This is a genomic window from Micromonospora sp. BL1 (assembly GCF_003667485.1).
Classification (GTDB): domain Bacteria; phylum Actinomycetota; class Actinomycetes; order Mycobacteriales; family Micromonosporaceae; genus Micromonospora; species Micromonospora tulbaghiae.
On sequence record NZ_RCVK01000229.1, the window covers coordinates 74,659 to 91,741 of the forward strand.

Genomic DNA, 17,083 nt, shown 5'->3' on the forward strand with positions numbered 1-17,083 from the left:
GTCCTTTCGTGGCCTCCGGCTGTTCCCGGATGCTTGTCGGGCACCGGTGCACGTCCGTGCCTGTCGATGGCGAGCGGCGTGCGGCGGAGTGGGGAAGCTGTAGGGGTAGAGTAGCGGGTGTTCTAACACGGGTCAAAAATTCAGGAGGCGAGTCTCAGCGTGTCGACCGTGGAGCTATCCACCCATCTGCGCCGGCTCGTACGGCTTGTGGAAGAAGACCTTCGCACCTCCCGGACCGACGAAGCCTCGGACGTACGGTTCGGCCAAGCAGCGGTCGGCTGGGTCCTGGGTGCCCTCTTCGTGCGGTTCGCAGAGGACAACCGCCTGATCGATGAACCGTCGCCACCTGCGGTGCCGGGCCAGCAGCTGCCTTGGCTCCTCTCCCGGTTCGAGGCCTTCGCTGCGGTCGATCCGGGAACCGGGCTGTTCGAGCGCGGCCAGAACGCGCTCTTCGACCTGCCGATCTCGGAACAGATGGCCAGCCACCTGGTCGCCTTGTGGAACCGCACCGACGTGGCCGGAGGCAAGGCACACGACCTCGCCGCCGCGGACCTGAACACCCGCTTCCTCGGCGACCTCTACCAGGTCATCGATGAGAGCGCCAGCAAGCAGTACGCCCTGCTGCAGACGCCTGCCTTCATCACCGAGTTCATCTTGGACCTCACGCTTGAACCTGCCATCCAGGAGCATGGGCATGAGGCCCTCCGCCTGATGGATCCGGTCTGCGGGTCGGGGCATTTTGTCCTGGAGGCATTCACGCGGCTGTTTTCCGCCTGGCGGCGGGCCGCTCCCACGGTTGCTGTCGAGGATCTGGTCGGTCATGCGCTGCGCTCCGTGCACGGAGTGGATCTCAACCCCTTCGCCGTGGCTATCACCCGCTTCCGCCTGCTCATGGCTGCGGTGCGCGCGTGTGGCGCCACGAGGCTCAGCGAGGTTGCCCGGTTCGACTGGCGGTTCTCGGTAGCCGTCGCCGATTCGCTGGTCGAGGACCCCTTCGGCGGCGACTACGACGTGGTGGTGGGCAATCCGCCCTACACCACCGTCCGGGACAGGACCCTCGACGAGGTCTACCGCGCCCGGTACGACGCCTGCGTCGGCAGGTACGCCCTCACGATTCCCTTCTCGCAGAGGCTTTTCCAGTTGGCGCGGCCCGGTGGACGTGTCGGTCAGCTGACGTCCAACTCGTTCATGAAGCGCGAGTTCGGTCGACGACTCGTCGAGGAGTTCTTCGGGTACCGGGTCGCGCTCACGCACGTCATCGACACTTCGGGCGCGTTCATTCCAGGCCACGGCACGCCCACCGTCATACTGATCGGACGCAATGAGCCGCCTCGTGACGCGGCGCCGGTGCTCACCGTGACCGGTCTGCGTGGCGAGCCGGCCGTACCGTCCGATCCCGCTCAGGCGCCGGTCTGGCAATCGTTGCTGCGACAGACGGCGCATCCTGGTCACGCCGACACGTGGTCGGCGTCTCGCTACGTCAGCCAAGAACAACTCCGCTCGTTTCCGCTGAGGATTGCGACAACCGAGGCGGACGAGGTCCTTGCGCAGATCGCCGGTGCGGCACGTCGGCTGAACGACTATGTGGTGCGAATTGGATACTTCGCCAACACGGGATCGGACGACATCTTCACCGCGCCACGTCACACCTTCGCGACGCTGGGAATTCCTGCTGATGACGTCCTCGTCGGCGTGATCTCCGGCTCCGAGGTCCGGGACTGGAACGCCCGGGCCGACCACTACGCCTTCTGTCCATACGATTCATCGGGCAACATCATTCCGATCGAGCAGCATCCCGCGCATCTACGACGGCTATGGCCGTACAGGCTGGTGCTACAGAACCGCTCATCCGGGTTTGAGGGGTCTCCCGAAAACAGCGGAAGACCCTGGTACGGCTGGCATCAGTTCGTCGGCCGGAGGGGCATGAACGACCGGCTGATCACGTATTCCTGGATCGCCACCCACAATCACTTCGCCTCCCTGCGCAGGGATGAGGTGCCACTGCAATCCGCGCCGATCATCGAGCTCCCCTCAGACGCGCCGGCGCAGCGCCGAACCGACCTGACAGCATGGCTCAACAGTTCTTCGGTCTGCTTTTGGTTGAAGCAGGGCAGCAACAGCAAGGGCAAGTCAGGCCTCGACCAGACCGGCACCGGCGAACAATGGGAGGCCTTCTACGAGATCGCCGCCACCCGGCTGCGTGACCTCCCGTTGCCCGAGAAGCTGCACTCCACGTACGCCGATGAGTTGGACCGGCTCGCCCGGGAACTATCTGAGGCCGGTCCGGCGGCGGTCCTCAGCCGTCAGTCCCCGAGCCTCGAAGGCTTCTCCACGGCTCGCTCCCGTTGGGAAGCTATCCGCGCCCGTATGGTGGCCCTGCAGGAGGAGCTGGACTGGGAGGTCTATCTCCGGTACGGCGTAGCCGAGGACGAGGGCCTGCTGGCCGCTGCATCCGCCGTTCCGCCACTGAGCTTCGGCGAGCGAGCCTTCGAGATCGCCATGGCCCGACAGTTGGTCGTCGGCGAGCTGGACACTGCTTGGTTTATGCGGCACGGCGGCCTTCCGACCACCGATCTGCCCGCGCACTGGCCGGCGTCCTACCGTGAGGTGGTCAAGCGGCGCATCGATGCGATACAGCAGGACAGGCGGTTGCGGACTCTGGAAAGGCCGGAGTTCAAACGACGGTGGGCCTCCCCGGGCTGGGACGTTATGGCGGCCTATGCCCTGCGAACCTGGTTGCTCGACAGGTGCGAGACGGCCGAGTTCTGGTACGACGACGCAGACGGCGCACGGCGGGCGCGACCGCTACCGATTACGAAGCTCGCCGAGCTGCTGGGCGAGGACCCGGCGGTCATCGAGGCCGCTGAGCTGTACGCACCGGGCCAACCGCTGGTCGACGTCGTGAGGGGTCTCTTCGCAGACGAGGTCGTTCCCTATCTCTCCGCCCTACGTTATCGAGATTCAGGCATCGCGAAGCGCGCTGAGTGGGAGGAGACGTGGCGGCTGCAACGGGAAGAGGATCAAGTTCTTACCGTGCCGGTCTCGCTACCGCCGAAATACAGCAGCGCCGACTTCCTAAAGGTGAGCTATTGGCGACACCGCGGCAAGTACGACGTGCCTGGCGAAAGGTTCGTGTCCTATGCGCGCTCGGGAGGCGCCATCAAGGACGCCATGGTGGGGTGGGCCGGCTGGCCCGTCGAGGACCGGGCAATGGTGTTGTCCGACCTCGCGTCAGCCGCGCCGACTCGCGATGACGCTGTTCCGCTGCTCGCCGGTCTGCTCGAGTTGCTGCCGTGGGTGAAGCAATGGTGTAGCGACCAGCAGTACCGGAGCCACCGCACGCTGCTGGACGGCTTGATGGTCCGGTGGGTTGTCACCGAGGAGGATCTACGCGGTTGGCGTCCCCTGAAATCGAAGCGTGGGCGGCCCCGCAAGCACAGCTGAGTGATGTATTAGCCCTGAGCCACCTCGTAGCAAGTTGCCGATCGTATTCCGATGTGTTCCGGCTCCATTGGAAGCTGGCCGGTGTTGACAGCCTCGTAGCGGGCCGTAGTACTTGTCAACGCCGGCTGGACTTCGCGGAGCCACAGTCGGCGATAGCGACTCTCGCCGCCCGCGTTGCTCGACGTGGCAAGGCCGTCGCGGGGGTTCCGTCGCGGCTTTCGGGCCGTCTCGGGTCGACTGGTTTAAGAGCGCCGGACGAACTCGACCGTTTCGGTCTCCGTCCGTACGCCGCGAGCTTTGAAGCCTGCCGCTGCTATCGCTTTGCCCAGTGAGTTCTGTGGGGAGTACCAGTAGGGGAGGTGCTTGCGGGCAGAGGGTGCAAGCGTGTCGCCGAGAATGTCTTCGATCTCACCGAAGGTCATTGACGTCGTCTCGGTATCCAGCGCCGCCAGATAGTCAGCGAGGGGTTGATACTTGCCGCTCGCCTCTGCGTCCAGCCCTGTGCTGGGTGTTGTGTTCGGGTTGAGGATATCCACGACCTCCGACGGGATTCGGATGGCACTCAAGGCGCCAGCGTCGATGTAAACCGGCTTCATCATCGGTGTGACGGAGGGCGGTAGGACCCTAGCGGCCTGCAGGTCGCCGGTGATCCGGGCGGTTGGTCGGGTGATACCGCGCAGCATGCGATCCTCGCGGTAGTCGCAGAGGGTGTAGATGTCCTCGCGACTGATGGTGCCGCCGGCAGACGCGGCGGCAGTGATCACGTCGGCGAGGTCGCGTCGTCCTTCGCCGCGTAGCTGCTGGAGCAGCATGTCCACCGCTTCAGCCGTCCACTTGCCAGGCTCGTGGATGTCTGCGCGGTTGACGTCGGCGTCTCTGGCGGACTCGGGATTCACCTCGACATCGAGAGCCTGGGATCGGTTCAGCAGGTCGCTGGCCCGCATCAGGAACAGACGGCGCCCCGTGCTGTCGAAGAACTCCTTCGTCATCTCCTGTCGCGGGCCGATCATGTCTGGCCCGCGGCGCCACCACCAGTCCTCCTTCTCGTCGTTCGTGACGATGATGAGGTCCATGTCCCGCGTTTTCGCCTCGTGGCATGCCTGTTGGTAGACGAGGAAGTCACCAGCCGCGCCCTCCGGATACTGGTCGCCCTTCTCTGCGTCCAGATAGCCGGGAGGTATGAGGTCGTCGACGCGCTGATTGCCCTCGGCGATCAGGGCGTCCCAGACCTTGTCCCCAGGGCGTCGGAGGACCCTGCCGGCCAAGAGTTCGGAGAGTCTGCTCAGTACCGGGTCCGCATCGGCCGGTGTGGAGGGGTGAACGCGGTCGGGTGTGGCTTGGTCGATCGCATCCCGTAGGCGTTGGAACACACCATCGATGTCAACGTGCAATCGCTGCAGTTCGGCGTCGTCGATGGCCAACTGCTTGGACCAGGTCTCGAGGGCCCGTACTGCCGCTGCCCGGCTTTTCTCCAGGGCGGCGCGGGCTTCGCCGGTCGCCTGCTCGGGATTGCCGATGGCGCGGAGCCGATTGCGGTGGAACTCGCGCATAGCCTGATACGGCACGACGAGACGGTCACCGAGCTTCTCGAAGATCGTCAACAGGTCCGCCGTCGTCCGAGCGTTGTAGCGGTAGAGGTTGAGAAGCACGTTCGCGTCTACCGCGACTAGTGCGGTGGTCAACGCCTGGCGTGACTCGGCCTCACTTACCACGCGATAGCCTTCGAACCCGTCGAACAGCCCAGCCATCGATGACCTCCCCAAGACCGCCCTCATTGTTGTCGATCCCATGGCGCGGTCCTATGGGCCGAGCCGCCGATTGCCGGTCTCCTGGTCCGCTCTTGCGGTCAGGCGGCCGACCTTCGGCGGGGCTGGTTCCTGATGAGGGCGGTTAGTTCGGCTCCGGCTGCGGTGAGGTCGATGGGGTTGCCGGCGAGCTGGTTGGTCAGCTCATCGAGGCGGTATCGCAGCAGCCGCTGGTATCGAGTCGCGTAGACGGCGACGTGGGTGACGTGGTGCCCGTCGTGATGGGCGAGAAGTGCGTACGTCAGGATCTGGCGGATCAGTTCGTCGAGGTAGCGGTCTTCGTCGAGGCGGCCGCTTTTCAGTTCCAGCACGGTGGTGCCGAGGAGGAAATCGGCGTGGCGGTGTCCGTTGAGCAGGGACAGCTGCGTGGTCGCCGGTCCGTATGAGCGGAGAGCGCCGTGAAAGCCGCCGCAGTAGCTCGACCACACCGCACGGAAGGCACGCCTGGTCTGGTACGTCTCCCTGGGGAGTCCGTGGAGGAGGTGCGGGTACTGCTCGAGGACGTAACGGGTGTTAGGCACAGCATCGCAGTCGTGGCGGTCGAACTTGTTGAGCAGGATACGGACGTGGGCGAGCCGGCTGGCGGCGGTGAAGAGGTGCGCCGGGTGCACCACGGGGTCGCTACGGCGCCTGGCGTCGTAGCCTGCGGCACCGGCACCGGCACCGGCACCGGCAACGGTCGGTTGATAGCCGGCCATGGTGAGCAACCGCGTCGCGATGCCGGGGCCGAGGCAGTGGAACAGACGTGGGTACGGGCTCTGATCGCACAGGGCCAAGCCGATGGCGAGTTCGACGACGTGGCCGAAGTACGACTTGTTCGGCGGGTCTGTCAGCAGGACCGGACAGCGGCCAAGTTCGGCCGCGATCTCGGCGCGCAGAAGATCTTGTTGCGGAAAGGTCTCCGCGAACCAGGCATCGACCGGATCCTGCCTAAGGACACGGAATCGGAGGCCCATGGTGGTAGTCCTCTCACGGCGCAAGTGACGCTGACCGCGGACGCGGCAGCGGACCCAGCGAGCCTGAAACGCGCGAGACATCAGATCGGAGAACGCCTTCACCAGTCAGGTGAGTGGGGCCGCGAGCGGTTCTGTAGCCCTCGGCACTCAGGCCGCGAGGTGGGCTCCGCGAGAGGAGGCGGCAGCAAGGGAGACGGATCGACCGACGTCCCGGCTTCTGCACCGTACGACGGACCCGCGCTATGCACAAGCACCACTTGGCGACCGTGTCGATGCCCTGCCCAGCAGGACACGGGTCGGGTGGCGAACACGCCAGGCCAAGCTCTCAGGCGACGCTGACGGCAGCCCACCGCTCCGGACGCTTGCTACCGCACTTGCGCTGATTGCAGATATCCGTCCGGCCCTGGCATCCGGAGGATCACCCCGGCAAGATGCGCGGATGGCCGTGAACTTTGTGCTGACCGAGGCGCGTGACGTGCCGTCCGGTGACCCGCTCGGGCGCACCTGGGTGGGGTGGGAGGCGACCGCGACCGACGACGAACTGTGGGAGGTCAACCGCGGCCTCTGGACCCTCGGCAGCCGGGTCGACGGCGAGCGAATCGCCACCCTGTCGTTCGATGGTCGTGTCCAGGTCGTCGCTGAGATTGACAGCCGCACCCGCCACGATGTTGACGGCGTGACGAAGTGGGCGCTGGTCGGGCGCGTGCTGCGCCCTGGCGACCCCGTGCACGACGCGCTGAAGGGCGCGCCGGCGCCTCGACACCGCAATCCGGTTAGCTACTTCGATACTGCCAGGCTGGACGTGCTCTCCGCGGCCGACCGGGCGGGCATCGATGAACGGGAGCGGGCCACCATGGTGGTGACGTGGAACCCCGAGCGGTGGAACCCGGACCACTGGGCGGAGACCGTCTACCCCCGAGACGTTGAAGCCGTCGAGTCGGGCCGACTCCTGCGGGACCGATGGTCCACTGGAAGCCGCAAGGGCGGCATCGAGCCAGGTGACCGCATCTTCTTCCTGCGACAGGGACCAGAACCACGGGGCATCATCGGCAGCGGCACCGCCGCGAGCCGAATCTTCCCTGATGAGCAGTGGGACGACGAACGCGCGGGCCAGCACGCCAACTACGTACTGATCGACTGGGACACGCTCCTGCTGCCGGAGGACGGGCTGCCGCACGCGCTCCTGGTCAACCACATTCCCGAAGCCGGCGCGTGGCGGCCGCAAGGCAGCGGATGGGTCCTGTCGCCGTACGTCGCCGCGAAGCTCGAAGAGCTCTGGGCGGCGCATCTCGGTCATCCCGCTCCGCTACCCAGGCGCGGTTCGCCTCGACAGGGCTGGCAATTGGATCCCACGCGGCGCCGAAAAGTCGAAGACGCCGCCCAGGACCGGCTAATGGCGCACTTCCGGGACCGTGGCTGGATCGTGCAAGACGTCCGGTTCGGCAATCCTTACGACGCTATGGCCACCAAGAACGATCAGACGTTATGGCTTGAGGCCAAGGGCACCGAGACCAAGGGCGCGACTGTGATCGTCTCGCGCAACGAGGTGCAGTGGGCACGGGAGCACGTCGGTGACTGCGTGCTCGGCATCCTGTCCGATGTCGTCTTCACGGCAGACGGTGAAGTGGACCCGGCAAGCGGGATTTTCCGGATCTTCACCTGGAACCCGGACGGCGGTGCGCTCTCGCCCCGTGACTACGACTTCATGCCATCGGAAAACGACCGACAGTACTAAGACGGACGGGTCGGACGGGACTGACCCCGGCCGGGGTTGCTCGGCTTGCTTGGGCCCGCGGCCGACAGAACGTCATGGTGGTGCTGGAATCGAGCCCGGTCCGGTGCTCACGACAGGCCATGTGGGTGCTCCATGGGTGCTCAGGCGGAATTGGACGACCAAGCATCCGGTGGGACTGAGCGGTACACCGTCTCGGTGAAGTCGCGGCCTGACTGGGAATAGATGGGCGTATGCGACTCAGTTGGACGAATTGAGTCTACGATGATCCAACTCTTAATCCGCGGGTTCGGGGTTCGAGTCCCTGGCGGCGCACAGACGATCAAGGCCCTGGTTCGGTCACCCGTACCAGGGCTTTTTCGTCATGCCTGCTCGGACGCGGCAGCACGGCCGACCCCGGACCCATCGACGGCCGGACGGAATAGATCATATTCTGATCCGTCGAAGGAGGCCGTCGTGTCCACCACCCGGAGCGTGCTCACCCCGGCCACCTCGGCCGGTCCGGCCGGCCTGCGCCCCCGGGTCTGGACCGCCCTGATCGTCCTCGGCCTCGTCGGGCAGATGGCCTGGACCATCGAGAACATCTACCTGAACCTGTTCGTGTACGACACGATCACCGACGACCCCAACGTGATCGCCACGATGGTCGCCGCCAGCGCCGTGACCGCCACTGTCGCCACCCTGCTGCTCGGCGCCCTCTCCGACCGGACCGGGCGGCGCCGGTCGTTCATCGCCGGTGGCTACCTGCTGTGGGGCGTCTCCACCGCCGCCTTCGGCTTCCTCACAGTGGGTTTCGTGGAGGACATCGCGCCCGTGGCGAACGTCGTGCTGGTCACGGCGATCGCGGTCGTCACGCTGGACTGCCTGATGTCCTTCCTCGGCTCCGGGGCCAACGACGCGGCGTTCCAGGCGTGGGTCACCGATGTGACCGAGCCGGCCAACCGTGGCCGGGTCGAGTCGGTGCTCGCCATCATGCCGCTGGTCTCGATGCTGGTGATCTTCGGCGGGTTCGACGGGCTGGCCCGCGCCGGGAACTGGCAGCTGTTCTTCGTGATCGTCGGCGCGATCATGGCGGTGGCCGGGGTGCTGGCCTGGTTCCTGGTCGAGGACAGCCCGTCAGTCGTGCGGCACGAGGGCGGGTACCTGCGCGCCGTCGTCCACGGTCTGCGCCCGGCCGCCGTCCGGGCCAACCCGGGGCTCTATCTCGCCCTGGCGGCCTGGTCGATCTGGGGGATCTCCACGCAGGTGTTCCTGCCGTATCTGATCATCTACCTCCAGCGGTACCTGCGGATCGAGGGGTACGCGATCGTCCTGGCCGTCGTCCTCGTCACGGCGTCGGCGGTGAGCGTGGTCGGCGGGCGGCTCATCGACCGCGTCGGCAAGGTGCGCTTCCTGCTGCCGGCGGTAGTGGTCTACGGCACCGGCCTGGCCCTGATGTTCTTCGCCCGCGGCATGGTTCCCGTGATCGCCGCCGGGATCGTGATGATGTCGGGCTTCATGCTGGTCCTCGCCCCGATCGGCGCCATCGTGCGCGACCACTCGCCACCGGACCGGGCCGGCCATGTGCAAGGGCTGCGGATGGTCTTCGCCATCCTCGTCCCGATGCTCATCGGCCCCTACCTCGGCGCCGCCGTGATCAACGGCGCCGGCGAGGTCTACGAGGATCTCGGCGTGGTGAAGCAGGTTCCGACGCCGGGCATCTTCCTCATGGCGCTCGCAGTGCTGGTCCTCATCGCGGTGCCGGCCGTGGCGCTGCGGCGGCGGGAGCGGGAGGCCCGGGCATGACGCTGCTGACCCCATGGGGTGCCACGCTCGACGCGGAGCGTGTCCTGCCCGAGTATCCCCGCCCGCAGTTCGCCCGGGACAGCTGTCTGAACCTCAACGGCCGGTGGGAGTACGCGATCACCGGTTCCCCCGCCGAGCCGGAACGCTACGACGGGGAGATCATCGTTCCGTTCTCCCCGGAGTCCGCGCTCTCCGGCGTCGGGCGGCAGCTCCAGCCGGGCGAGACGCTCTGGTACCGCCGTCCGCTGACCCTGCCGGCGGGCTTCCACGCTGCCGGCTCTCGGCTGCTGCTGCACTTCGGCGCGGTCGACCAGACCTGCCAGGTCTACCTGAACGACGTCCCGGTCGGCGGCCACACCGGCGGGTATCTGCCGTTCACCTGCGACCTCACCGACGCGCTCCGCGAGGACGCCAACGTCCTGGTCGTGGCGGTCCAGGACGACAGCGACACCGGCCACCACTCCCGGGGCAAGCAGCGGCTGCGCCGCGGCGGCATCTGGTACACCGCCCAGTCCGGGATCTGGCAGACGGTGTGGGCCGAGAGCGTGCCCGCCGTACACCTGCGGCACCTCACCCTGACGCCGCTCCTCGACGAGGGGTGCGTCGAGGTGACGGCGCACGCGACGGCGGATGCCGGCGACGCCGGCATCCGGATCCTGGCCGACGGGATCGCGGTGGCCGAGGCCACCGCGCCGGTCGGCGTGGCGGTGCGCATCCCGATCCCCGAGGTACGGCAGTGGAGCCCCGAGGATCCGTTCCTCTACGACGTGACCGCCGAACTGGGCGCGGACCGGGTCCGCAGCTACTTCGGCATGCGCTCGTTCGGCGTCGGACCGGACCCCGACGGCGTGCCCCGCCTGCTGCTCAACGGCCGGCCGTACTTCCACGCCGGGATCCTCGACCAGGGCTACTGGTCGGACGGCATGTACACGGCGCCCTCCGACGAGGCGATGATCGCCGACATCGCCACGATGAAGCGGCTCGGGTTCACCATGCTGCGCAAGCACATCAAGATCGAGCCGCTGCGCTGGTATCACCACTGCGACCGGCTGGGGATGCTGGTCTGGCAGGACATGGTCAACGGCGGCAGCGGTTACCACCCGCTGGTCGTCACCGCGCCCGCGGTGACGCCGCTGCGGCTGCCCGACCGGGGCCGGTGGCGGCGCTGGTTCGGCCGTGCCGACGCAGGCGGACGGGACCGGTTCCGGGCCGAGCTGCGCGACACCGTCGAGCATCTGCGCAACGTGGTGAGCCTCGCCGTGTGGGTGCCCTTCAACGAGGGCTGGGGGCAGTTCGACGCGGCCCGGATCGCCCGCGACGTCGCCGAACTCGACCCCACCCGTACTGTCGATCACGCCAGCGGCTGGCATGACCAGCGCGGGGGCGACCTGCGCAGCCTGCACGTCTACTTCCGCCGGTTCCGCGTGCCGCGGCGACGCGGTGACCGCCGGGTGCTGGTGCTGTCGGAGTACGGCGGCTACAACCTGCGCGTCGACGGGCACGCGTTCAGCCGCAAGGATTTCGGCTACCGGCGGTGCCGCAGCGCCGAGGAACTGGCGGAGGCGTTCACGCGGCTGCACACCGAGCAGATCGTGCCCGCGATCCGGGCCGGTCTGAGCGCGACCGTCTACACCCAGCTGTCCGACGTGGAGGACGAACTCAACGGTCTGCTCACCTACGACCGGCGCGTGGTCAAGCTTCCCGAGGACGTGGTGAGGCAGGTCAACGCCCAGCTGCGTCACCAGCGGTTCTGAGCTTCCTCCGCCCAGCCGACCAGGCCGTCCAGAGCCACCCGCTCGCCGTCGTCCGCCTGGGCCCAGCCGGAGAAGTGCCCGAAGCACTGGTGGGTCTCGCTGGCCACGACGCCGAGGTTGGTGCGGGAGACCTTTTCGTGGAACGGGTGGAACTCCACAGCGACCCGATCACCGCTGATCCGCCACGGCCGCAGCCAGTCGCTGCGGTCGTAGCTCCAGCGCAGTTCGGCGCCGAGCTTGTGCAGCCGGCCGCCGGTGAACAGCGCGTTCTCGGTCGAGCCGGTGCCGTCGGTCCACTTGCCGCCGAGCTGGATCGACACGTCCGGTCCGCTGCCCGCCGCCCAGTTCCACGTGATCGCGTACGGCCACTTGCCCCGGCCGTGGTCGAGCACGGCGAACGAGTCGTCCTCGGCCACGGTGTGCGTCGTGCCGTTCACCCGCAGCGAGCCGCGCACCGGGCGGCCGACGTCCTTGACCGTGTACTGGAACCGTCGCGTGCTCCACGGGACCACGACGCCGAGCGACTCGTGGCCGGGCGAGAGCGGCACCACGAGGTCGATCTCGATGCCCGGTGCGGTGGCACGGATCGTACTGCCCTCGGCGGTCTGGCCGATGTCGATCGACAGGCCGTCCCCGCGTGCGCACACGGTGCCCGCGCCGCTGACCGGCGGCATGATGACGCCACGGGCGAACGGGACCACGACGTCCTTGCCGGTCTCGACCTTCGTGGCGCGGTCGAGCACGTAGACGCCGTGCACCCCGGCGTAGTCCAGCGACGACGCGACGAGGCCGACGATGTGGGTCGGCGTCACGATTCCCCAGTACTCCCAGCGCTTGGCTCTTCCCCAGCCGCGCAGGTTCGCCCGGTGCAGCGGCCGGCGGGTCCAGCCGACCGCGGCGGGGTTGAGCCGCCCGTCCGGCATGCACAGGTCGACCGGCTCGACGATCTCCTTCTCGTGCGTCATCGGGGGAGCGTAGCGACCGCCCGCGACGGTGGTCCGAGCCCGCCCTCAGTAGTCGATGTTGATGGCGGCGACCTGGCGGCTGCCGTTGAAGACGATCGCCGGGCCGGCGAAGCGGGAACTGGCGTACGTCAGCGCCGTCTTGTGCCCGGGGCTGTTGAACCAGGCCTCGATCATCTGCTCCGGCGAGGAGTTGCCCGACGAGGCGAACAGCACCTCGTGCCCGCAGTGCTTCAACCCGCTGCCGGCGTTCAGGTTCTGCCGTACGCAGGACTCCGCCTCGCGGTGCTGCGCCGCGCCGAGCTTGACCTCGGTCAGCCCGAGCGCGCGACGCCGCTCGTTGAGCAGCACCAGCAGCCGGCGTTCCGCTGCGGACAGGCCGGTGGACGTGGCGGCGGACCTGGAGGGCGACGACGACGGGGTCGGCTTGGGCGACTTGCTGGGCTTCGCCGACCTGCTGGGGGTGGGGCTCGGGCGGGCAGCGGTCGGGGACGGCTCCACCGCGGTCGGCGAGGGCGTGAGCGCCGGTGCGGCGGTCGCGGCCGAGGGCTGCGCGGCTGCCGCACTCGCCGGCTGCGTCTTCGGCTCGCTGTTGTAGTTGGCGAGGACGAGCGCGCCACCTCCGGCCACCGCGACGGCGGCGACGACGCCGACCAGGACCTTGGACAACGAGAGCCCCGACCGCGCTCCGGCGGTCACGGCGTGGAGGCCGGGCGAGGCGGCCTGCGAGCCGGCGACGGTGTGCATCGTGTGGGTGACGTCCGAGGCGAGTGCGGCCGGGGGTGGCGTGAGCGCCAGGCCGGCCAGCAGCCGCTCGGCGGGTACCAGGTCGTTCGTCGCGTCCGGGCAGTGCGGGCAGTCCCGGACGTGCCGGGCGAACCGCTTGCGCCACACCGGCGCCGGCTGACGGTCCCAGCCGGCGGCCGTGTCGGCCAGGGCGGCGCAACCGGGCCGGGCGGTGAGCGCCCGCACCACCAGCCGGGCGGTGTCCAGTTGCGCCTTCATCCGGGACACCCGGACGGTCACGTGGTGCGGCGCCAGGTTCAGGGCGTCGACCAGATCGGCGCGGGTGAGGTGGCCGGCCTCGACCAGCCACCAGAGCGACAGCAGGTGACGGTGGTCGTCGTCCAGCCAGCGTGTGGCCAGGACGACCTCCCGGCGCTGGTCGGAGAGGCGGAGCTGGGTCAGGGTCAGGTCCTCGAAGTCCGCGCGCGGGTCGATCACGTTGTCGATGTCCTCCGGCGGCGCCGGTGTGGTGTGCCGGCGCTGCGTGTGGGTGCGGATCTCGTTCATGGTGACGGCGACCAGCCACGACCGGAAAAGCTGCGGCTCGCGTACGCCCGCCAGCCCGCGTACGACGTTCAGCATCGTGTTCTGCACCACGTCGTCGACGTCGGCCGACCGGTTCAGCGCCCGGCCCACGATGTTGTAGACCAGCGGCAGACAGTGCGAGACCAGCTCGTCCATCGCCGCCCGGTCGCCGCGGCGAGCCGCGTCCACCACCGCCGACATGCCGGCCCTGCTCGGGTACGCGTGATAGGACACGCTCACAACCTCGCCTTCACGGAACGATCTCGTACACCGTGGAGACTGTCCGATACGCGCTCAGGTCACACAAATGCGTGCGCTGTCGGAGGAGAGCGCTATCTTCTCCGCCATGCCGATGATCACAATCGCCGATGAAGTGACCGGGGCGCCGAGCGGGCCGGTGTGGACCATGAAGGTCTTCGAGGACGAGGTACGTCTCGACGAGCTGATCCGCCGCCGGGTGTTCCTGGAGATCGCCGCGTCCGGCGTGGACGCCGATCCGGAGGAGCGCACCCGGACGACGCTCGACGCCTTCGGCCGCAACGCCTTCGTGGTGCTCGTCGACGACCGCCAGGTCACCGCCCTGGACGAGAAGGTCCGCCTGCACGCGGGATCCTGCGTCACCTTCCTCAAGCTCGTCCCGCTGGTGGGTGGCTGAATGACGACGTACGACCCCGAGTCGGCCCTGCGCGATGTGGCCGCCACCGCCAAGAAGTGGTGGGGCCCGAGCGCCGAGAACCTCAACGAGACCGGCAAGCAGGAATTCGTCGACCGGGTGGTGGCGGTGTGCGGCTGGGCGCCGGCGGGGACGGCTCCGTCGCTGCTCGCTGCGCTCAAAGATCCGCACGGGCCCTACGATCTCGCTGCGCCGTTGGTCGAGCTGCTGCCGGAGGCCACCCGGAAGGTCGAGTCGGTCGCCGCCGCCGTGGCCGACCTGACCGGCGACGACGCGGATCACGACAGGCGGGTCGCTGCCGCCTCCACCCTGATCGACAGTCTGCCGGACCTGCCGTACCAGCACGAGAAGCCGTGGGACCGGGCCCGGGGCGAGGCGTGGCGCCGGACGACAGAACTCCTTGCCGCACAACCGGCGCCGGTGCGGCAGGTGGTGTTCGACGCGCTCACGGTGCCGGGGGAGAAGAGCGACGGCAGGGGCAAGCTGATCCGTGCCGCGCGCTCCGGCGGCGGGCTCGACGGCGCCGTCTGGCTCGATCGGCTCGGTGGTCAGGCCTGGCTGGGATTCGGTTACTGGAGCTCGCAGCTCCAGGGCTTCACCTGGGAGTCCATCAAGGCGACGGCGGCGGCCGGGCGTACGCATCCGGCGGCGCTGGCGACCTGGCGCCGGACCCGGCTCGAACGTTCGCTGAGCGACATCAGCGACGAGGCCGACCGGATGTGGCCGATCCCCAACGTCGGTGAGCAGTGGGCCGACCGCGCCGTCGCGGACATCGAGGCGATGCCGGCGGATCGCCGGTCCGCGTGGGAGGCGCTGCTGGCGCACTGTCCGGTCGAGGTGGACAAGGCGAAGCCGACGGCCGGTTGGCGCAAGCAGGCCCGGTCGCTGCTCGACGCGGTGGGCGTCGACGATTTCACCGCCCGGCTCGACGACTGGCTCCCGCTCGTCGGGCAGGCGCGCAGCCTGCCGCTGCGCATGACCACATGCTGCGCCGGCCACATCAAGGACATGCCACCACGGATGATCGACCGCTACAACGTCGGGCTGCTGTGGGGACTGATCTGGATGCGGACGATGTGCCCGCCTTCCGAAGAGGCCCTGCGCAGCCTCGGCCAGATCGCGGAACGGGCCGCCCGCAAGATCTCCGGCCACGGCCCGGCGAGCCCGAAACTGGCGAACGTCGCTGTGGCGGCGCTCGTCGACACCGATCACCCGGCCGCGCTCGCCCAGCTGGCCCGGCTGTCCTCGCGGCTGACCTACAAGAGCACCCTGCGCCTGGTGGAGAAGGGGCTGACCCGGCACGCCGAGGCGCGCGGCGTCAGCCGGGAGGACGTCGAGGAGATGGCCCTGCCCGGCTTCGGGCTGCCGCTCGCGGACAAGCTGGGCGACTGCTCGTACGAGCTGGAGGTGCGCGGTGTCGACGCCGTAGTGGTGTGGCGCAACGCGGACGGCAAGGTGGTCAAGACGCCTCCGGCGCAGGTGCGCAGGGATCACGGCGACGAGGTGAAGGAGCTGAAGGCGACTGTCGTCGACGTCGCCGCCACGCTCGTCGCCACCCGCGACCGGCTGGAAGGGCTCCTGCGGCGCGACCGTTCGTGGACCGTCGAGCAGTGGCGCGAGCGGTTCCTGGACCATCCGCTGGCCCGTACGCTGGCCCGGCGTCTCATCTGGACCGTCGACGGCGTGGCCTGCTGCTGGGCCGGTGAGGCGCTGCGAACAGTGGACGACACAGTGGTCGAGCCGGCCGACGAGGCGACGGTCCGGCTGTGGCATCCGGTGCTCGACCCCGACGTGGTGGGGCCGTGGCGGGACTTCCTGACCCGGCACGCGATCACCCAGCCGTTCAAGCAGGCGCACCGGGAGCAGTACCTGCTCACCGACGCGGAGCGGGCCACGGGCATGTACTCCAACCGGTTCGCCGCGCACATCGTGCGTCAGCACCGGCTCAACGCGCTGTTGTCCCGGCGCGGCTGGTCGTACGTCCAGCACCGCAACGACGGGGCCTCGTACGACCTGCCCTGGCTGGCCCTCCCGGACTGGGGGCTGCGCGCCGAACTGGGTGTCGCCGGGATCGAGGACCGGGGCGACGACCTCGTGTTCGACACGATGGGGACCGACCAGCTGTTCTTCATCCGGGGGGAGCGCCTGCCGGTTCCGCTGGCGGAGGTGCCGCCGGTCGTGCTGAGCGAGGTGATGCGCGACGTCGACCTGTTCGTGGCCGCGGCCGGGGTGGGCGCCGACCCGAACTGGTACGACGGTGGGCCGCAGGGCCGGCATCGCGACTACTGGGCGCAGAGCAGCTTCGGCGAGCTGACCTCGACCGGCCGGACGCGCCGGGACGTGCTGGCCGACCTGATCCCCCGGCTGGCGATCGCCGGTCGCTGCACGCTCACCGACAGGTTCCTGGAGGTACGCGGCGACCTGCACACGTACCGCATCCACTGCGGCTCGGGCAACATCCTGATCGCACCGGACGAGCGGTACCTGTGCATCATCCCGGACTCGGCGAAGGCGAAGGAGCCGGAGATGTACCTGCCCTTCGAGGGTGACAGCCGGCTCGCCGAGATCATCAGCAAGGCGTTGCTGCTGGCCGGCGACAAGAAGATCAAGGATCCGGTGATCCTGCGCCAGCTGTGAGGCGGCCGGCGGGCGCCGGGCCCA

General features: G+C 68.5%; 10 protein-coding genes. 6 read left to right on the forward strand and 4 right to left on the reverse strand.

Annotation, left to right across the window (positions count from 1 at the left end; all coding sequences use genetic code 11):
* The first annotated feature begins 159 nt into the window (after positions 1-159).
* On the forward strand, positions 160-3,444 hold the full coding sequence (gene pglX, locus EAD96_RS14365) for a BREX-2 system adenine-specific DNA-methyltransferase PglX (protein WP_121684613.1): 3,285 nt from the start codon (positions 160-162) through the stop codon (positions 3,442-3,444).
* A gap of 242 nt (positions 3,445-3,686) precedes the next feature.
* Here the strand turns inward: pglX and EAD96_RS14370 are convergent, their stop codons facing one another.
* Together EAD96_RS14370 and EAD96_RS14375 are read right to left on the reverse strand one after the other, a co-directional pair.
* Positions 3,687-5,192, reverse strand: a complete 1,506-nt coding sequence (locus tag EAD96_RS14370) for a PIN-like domain-containing protein (RefSeq protein WP_147457879.1) — start codon at positions 5,190-5,192, stop codon at positions 3,687-3,689.
* 98 nt (positions 5,193-5,290) lie between these two features.
* Positions 5,291-6,205 (reverse strand): hypothetical protein, encoded by a 915-nt coding sequence (locus EAD96_RS14375; protein ID WP_121684615.1) that lies wholly within the window; start codon positions 6,203-6,205, stop codon positions 5,291-5,293.
* Positions 6,206-6,644: 439 nt separating this feature from the next.
* Between EAD96_RS14375 and EAD96_RS14380 the strand changes: the two genes are divergently transcribed.
* The 3 genes from EAD96_RS14380 to EAD96_RS14390 all read left to right on the forward strand — a co-directional run bounded on the left by EAD96_RS14380 (position 6,645) and on the right by EAD96_RS14390 (position 11,476).
* The gene (locus EAD96_RS14380) at positions 6,645-7,940 is read left to right on the forward strand and encodes a DUF3883 domain-containing protein (RefSeq protein WP_121684616.1); all 1,296 of its coding nucleotides are present in this window, start codon (positions 6,645-6,647) and stop codon (positions 7,938-7,940) included.
* Positions 7,941-8,393: 453 nt separating this feature from the next.
* On the forward strand, positions 8,394-9,722 hold the full coding sequence (locus EAD96_RS14385; protein ID WP_121684617.1) for an MFS transporter: 1,329 nt from the start codon (positions 8,394-8,396) through the stop codon (positions 9,720-9,722).
* A complete protein-coding gene (locus EAD96_RS14390) occupies positions 9,719-11,476 on the forward strand; it encodes a glycoside hydrolase family 2 protein (protein WP_121684618.1) in 1,758 nt (585 codons plus the stop codon). Before EAD96_RS14385 ends, EAD96_RS14390 begins: the two co-directional genes overlap by 4 nt.
* Here EAD96_RS14390 and EAD96_RS14395 read toward each other — a convergent pair.
* Both EAD96_RS14395 and EAD96_RS14400 read right to left on the reverse strand, forming a co-directional pair.
* Positions 11,461-12,441, reverse strand: a complete 981-nt coding sequence (locus EAD96_RS14395; RefSeq protein WP_121684619.1) for a DUF2804 domain-containing protein — start codon at positions 12,439-12,441, stop codon at positions 11,461-11,463. The genes EAD96_RS14390 and EAD96_RS14395 overlap by 16 nt on opposite strands.
* Before the next feature lie 45 nt (positions 12,442-12,486).
* A complete protein-coding gene (locus EAD96_RS14400) occupies positions 12,487-13,983 on the reverse strand; it encodes a sigma-70 family RNA polymerase sigma factor (protein ID WP_233585761.1) in 1,497 nt (498 codons plus the stop codon).
* 112 nt (positions 13,984-14,095) lie between these two features.
* Here EAD96_RS14400 and EAD96_RS14405 point away from each other — a divergent pair, with 112 nt between their 5' ends.
* Positions 14,096-14,404: a hypothetical protein gene (locus EAD96_RS14405; RefSeq protein WP_233585763.1), complete on the forward strand. Its 309-nt coding sequence runs from the start codon at positions 14,096-14,098 to the stop codon at positions 14,402-14,404.
* Entirely contained in the window at positions 14,405-17,059 is a 2,655-nt protein-coding gene (locus EAD96_RS14410) for a DUF4132 domain-containing protein (protein ID WP_233585765.1), read from the forward strand.
* The last annotated feature ends 24 nt before the right edge of the window (positions 17,060-17,083 follow it).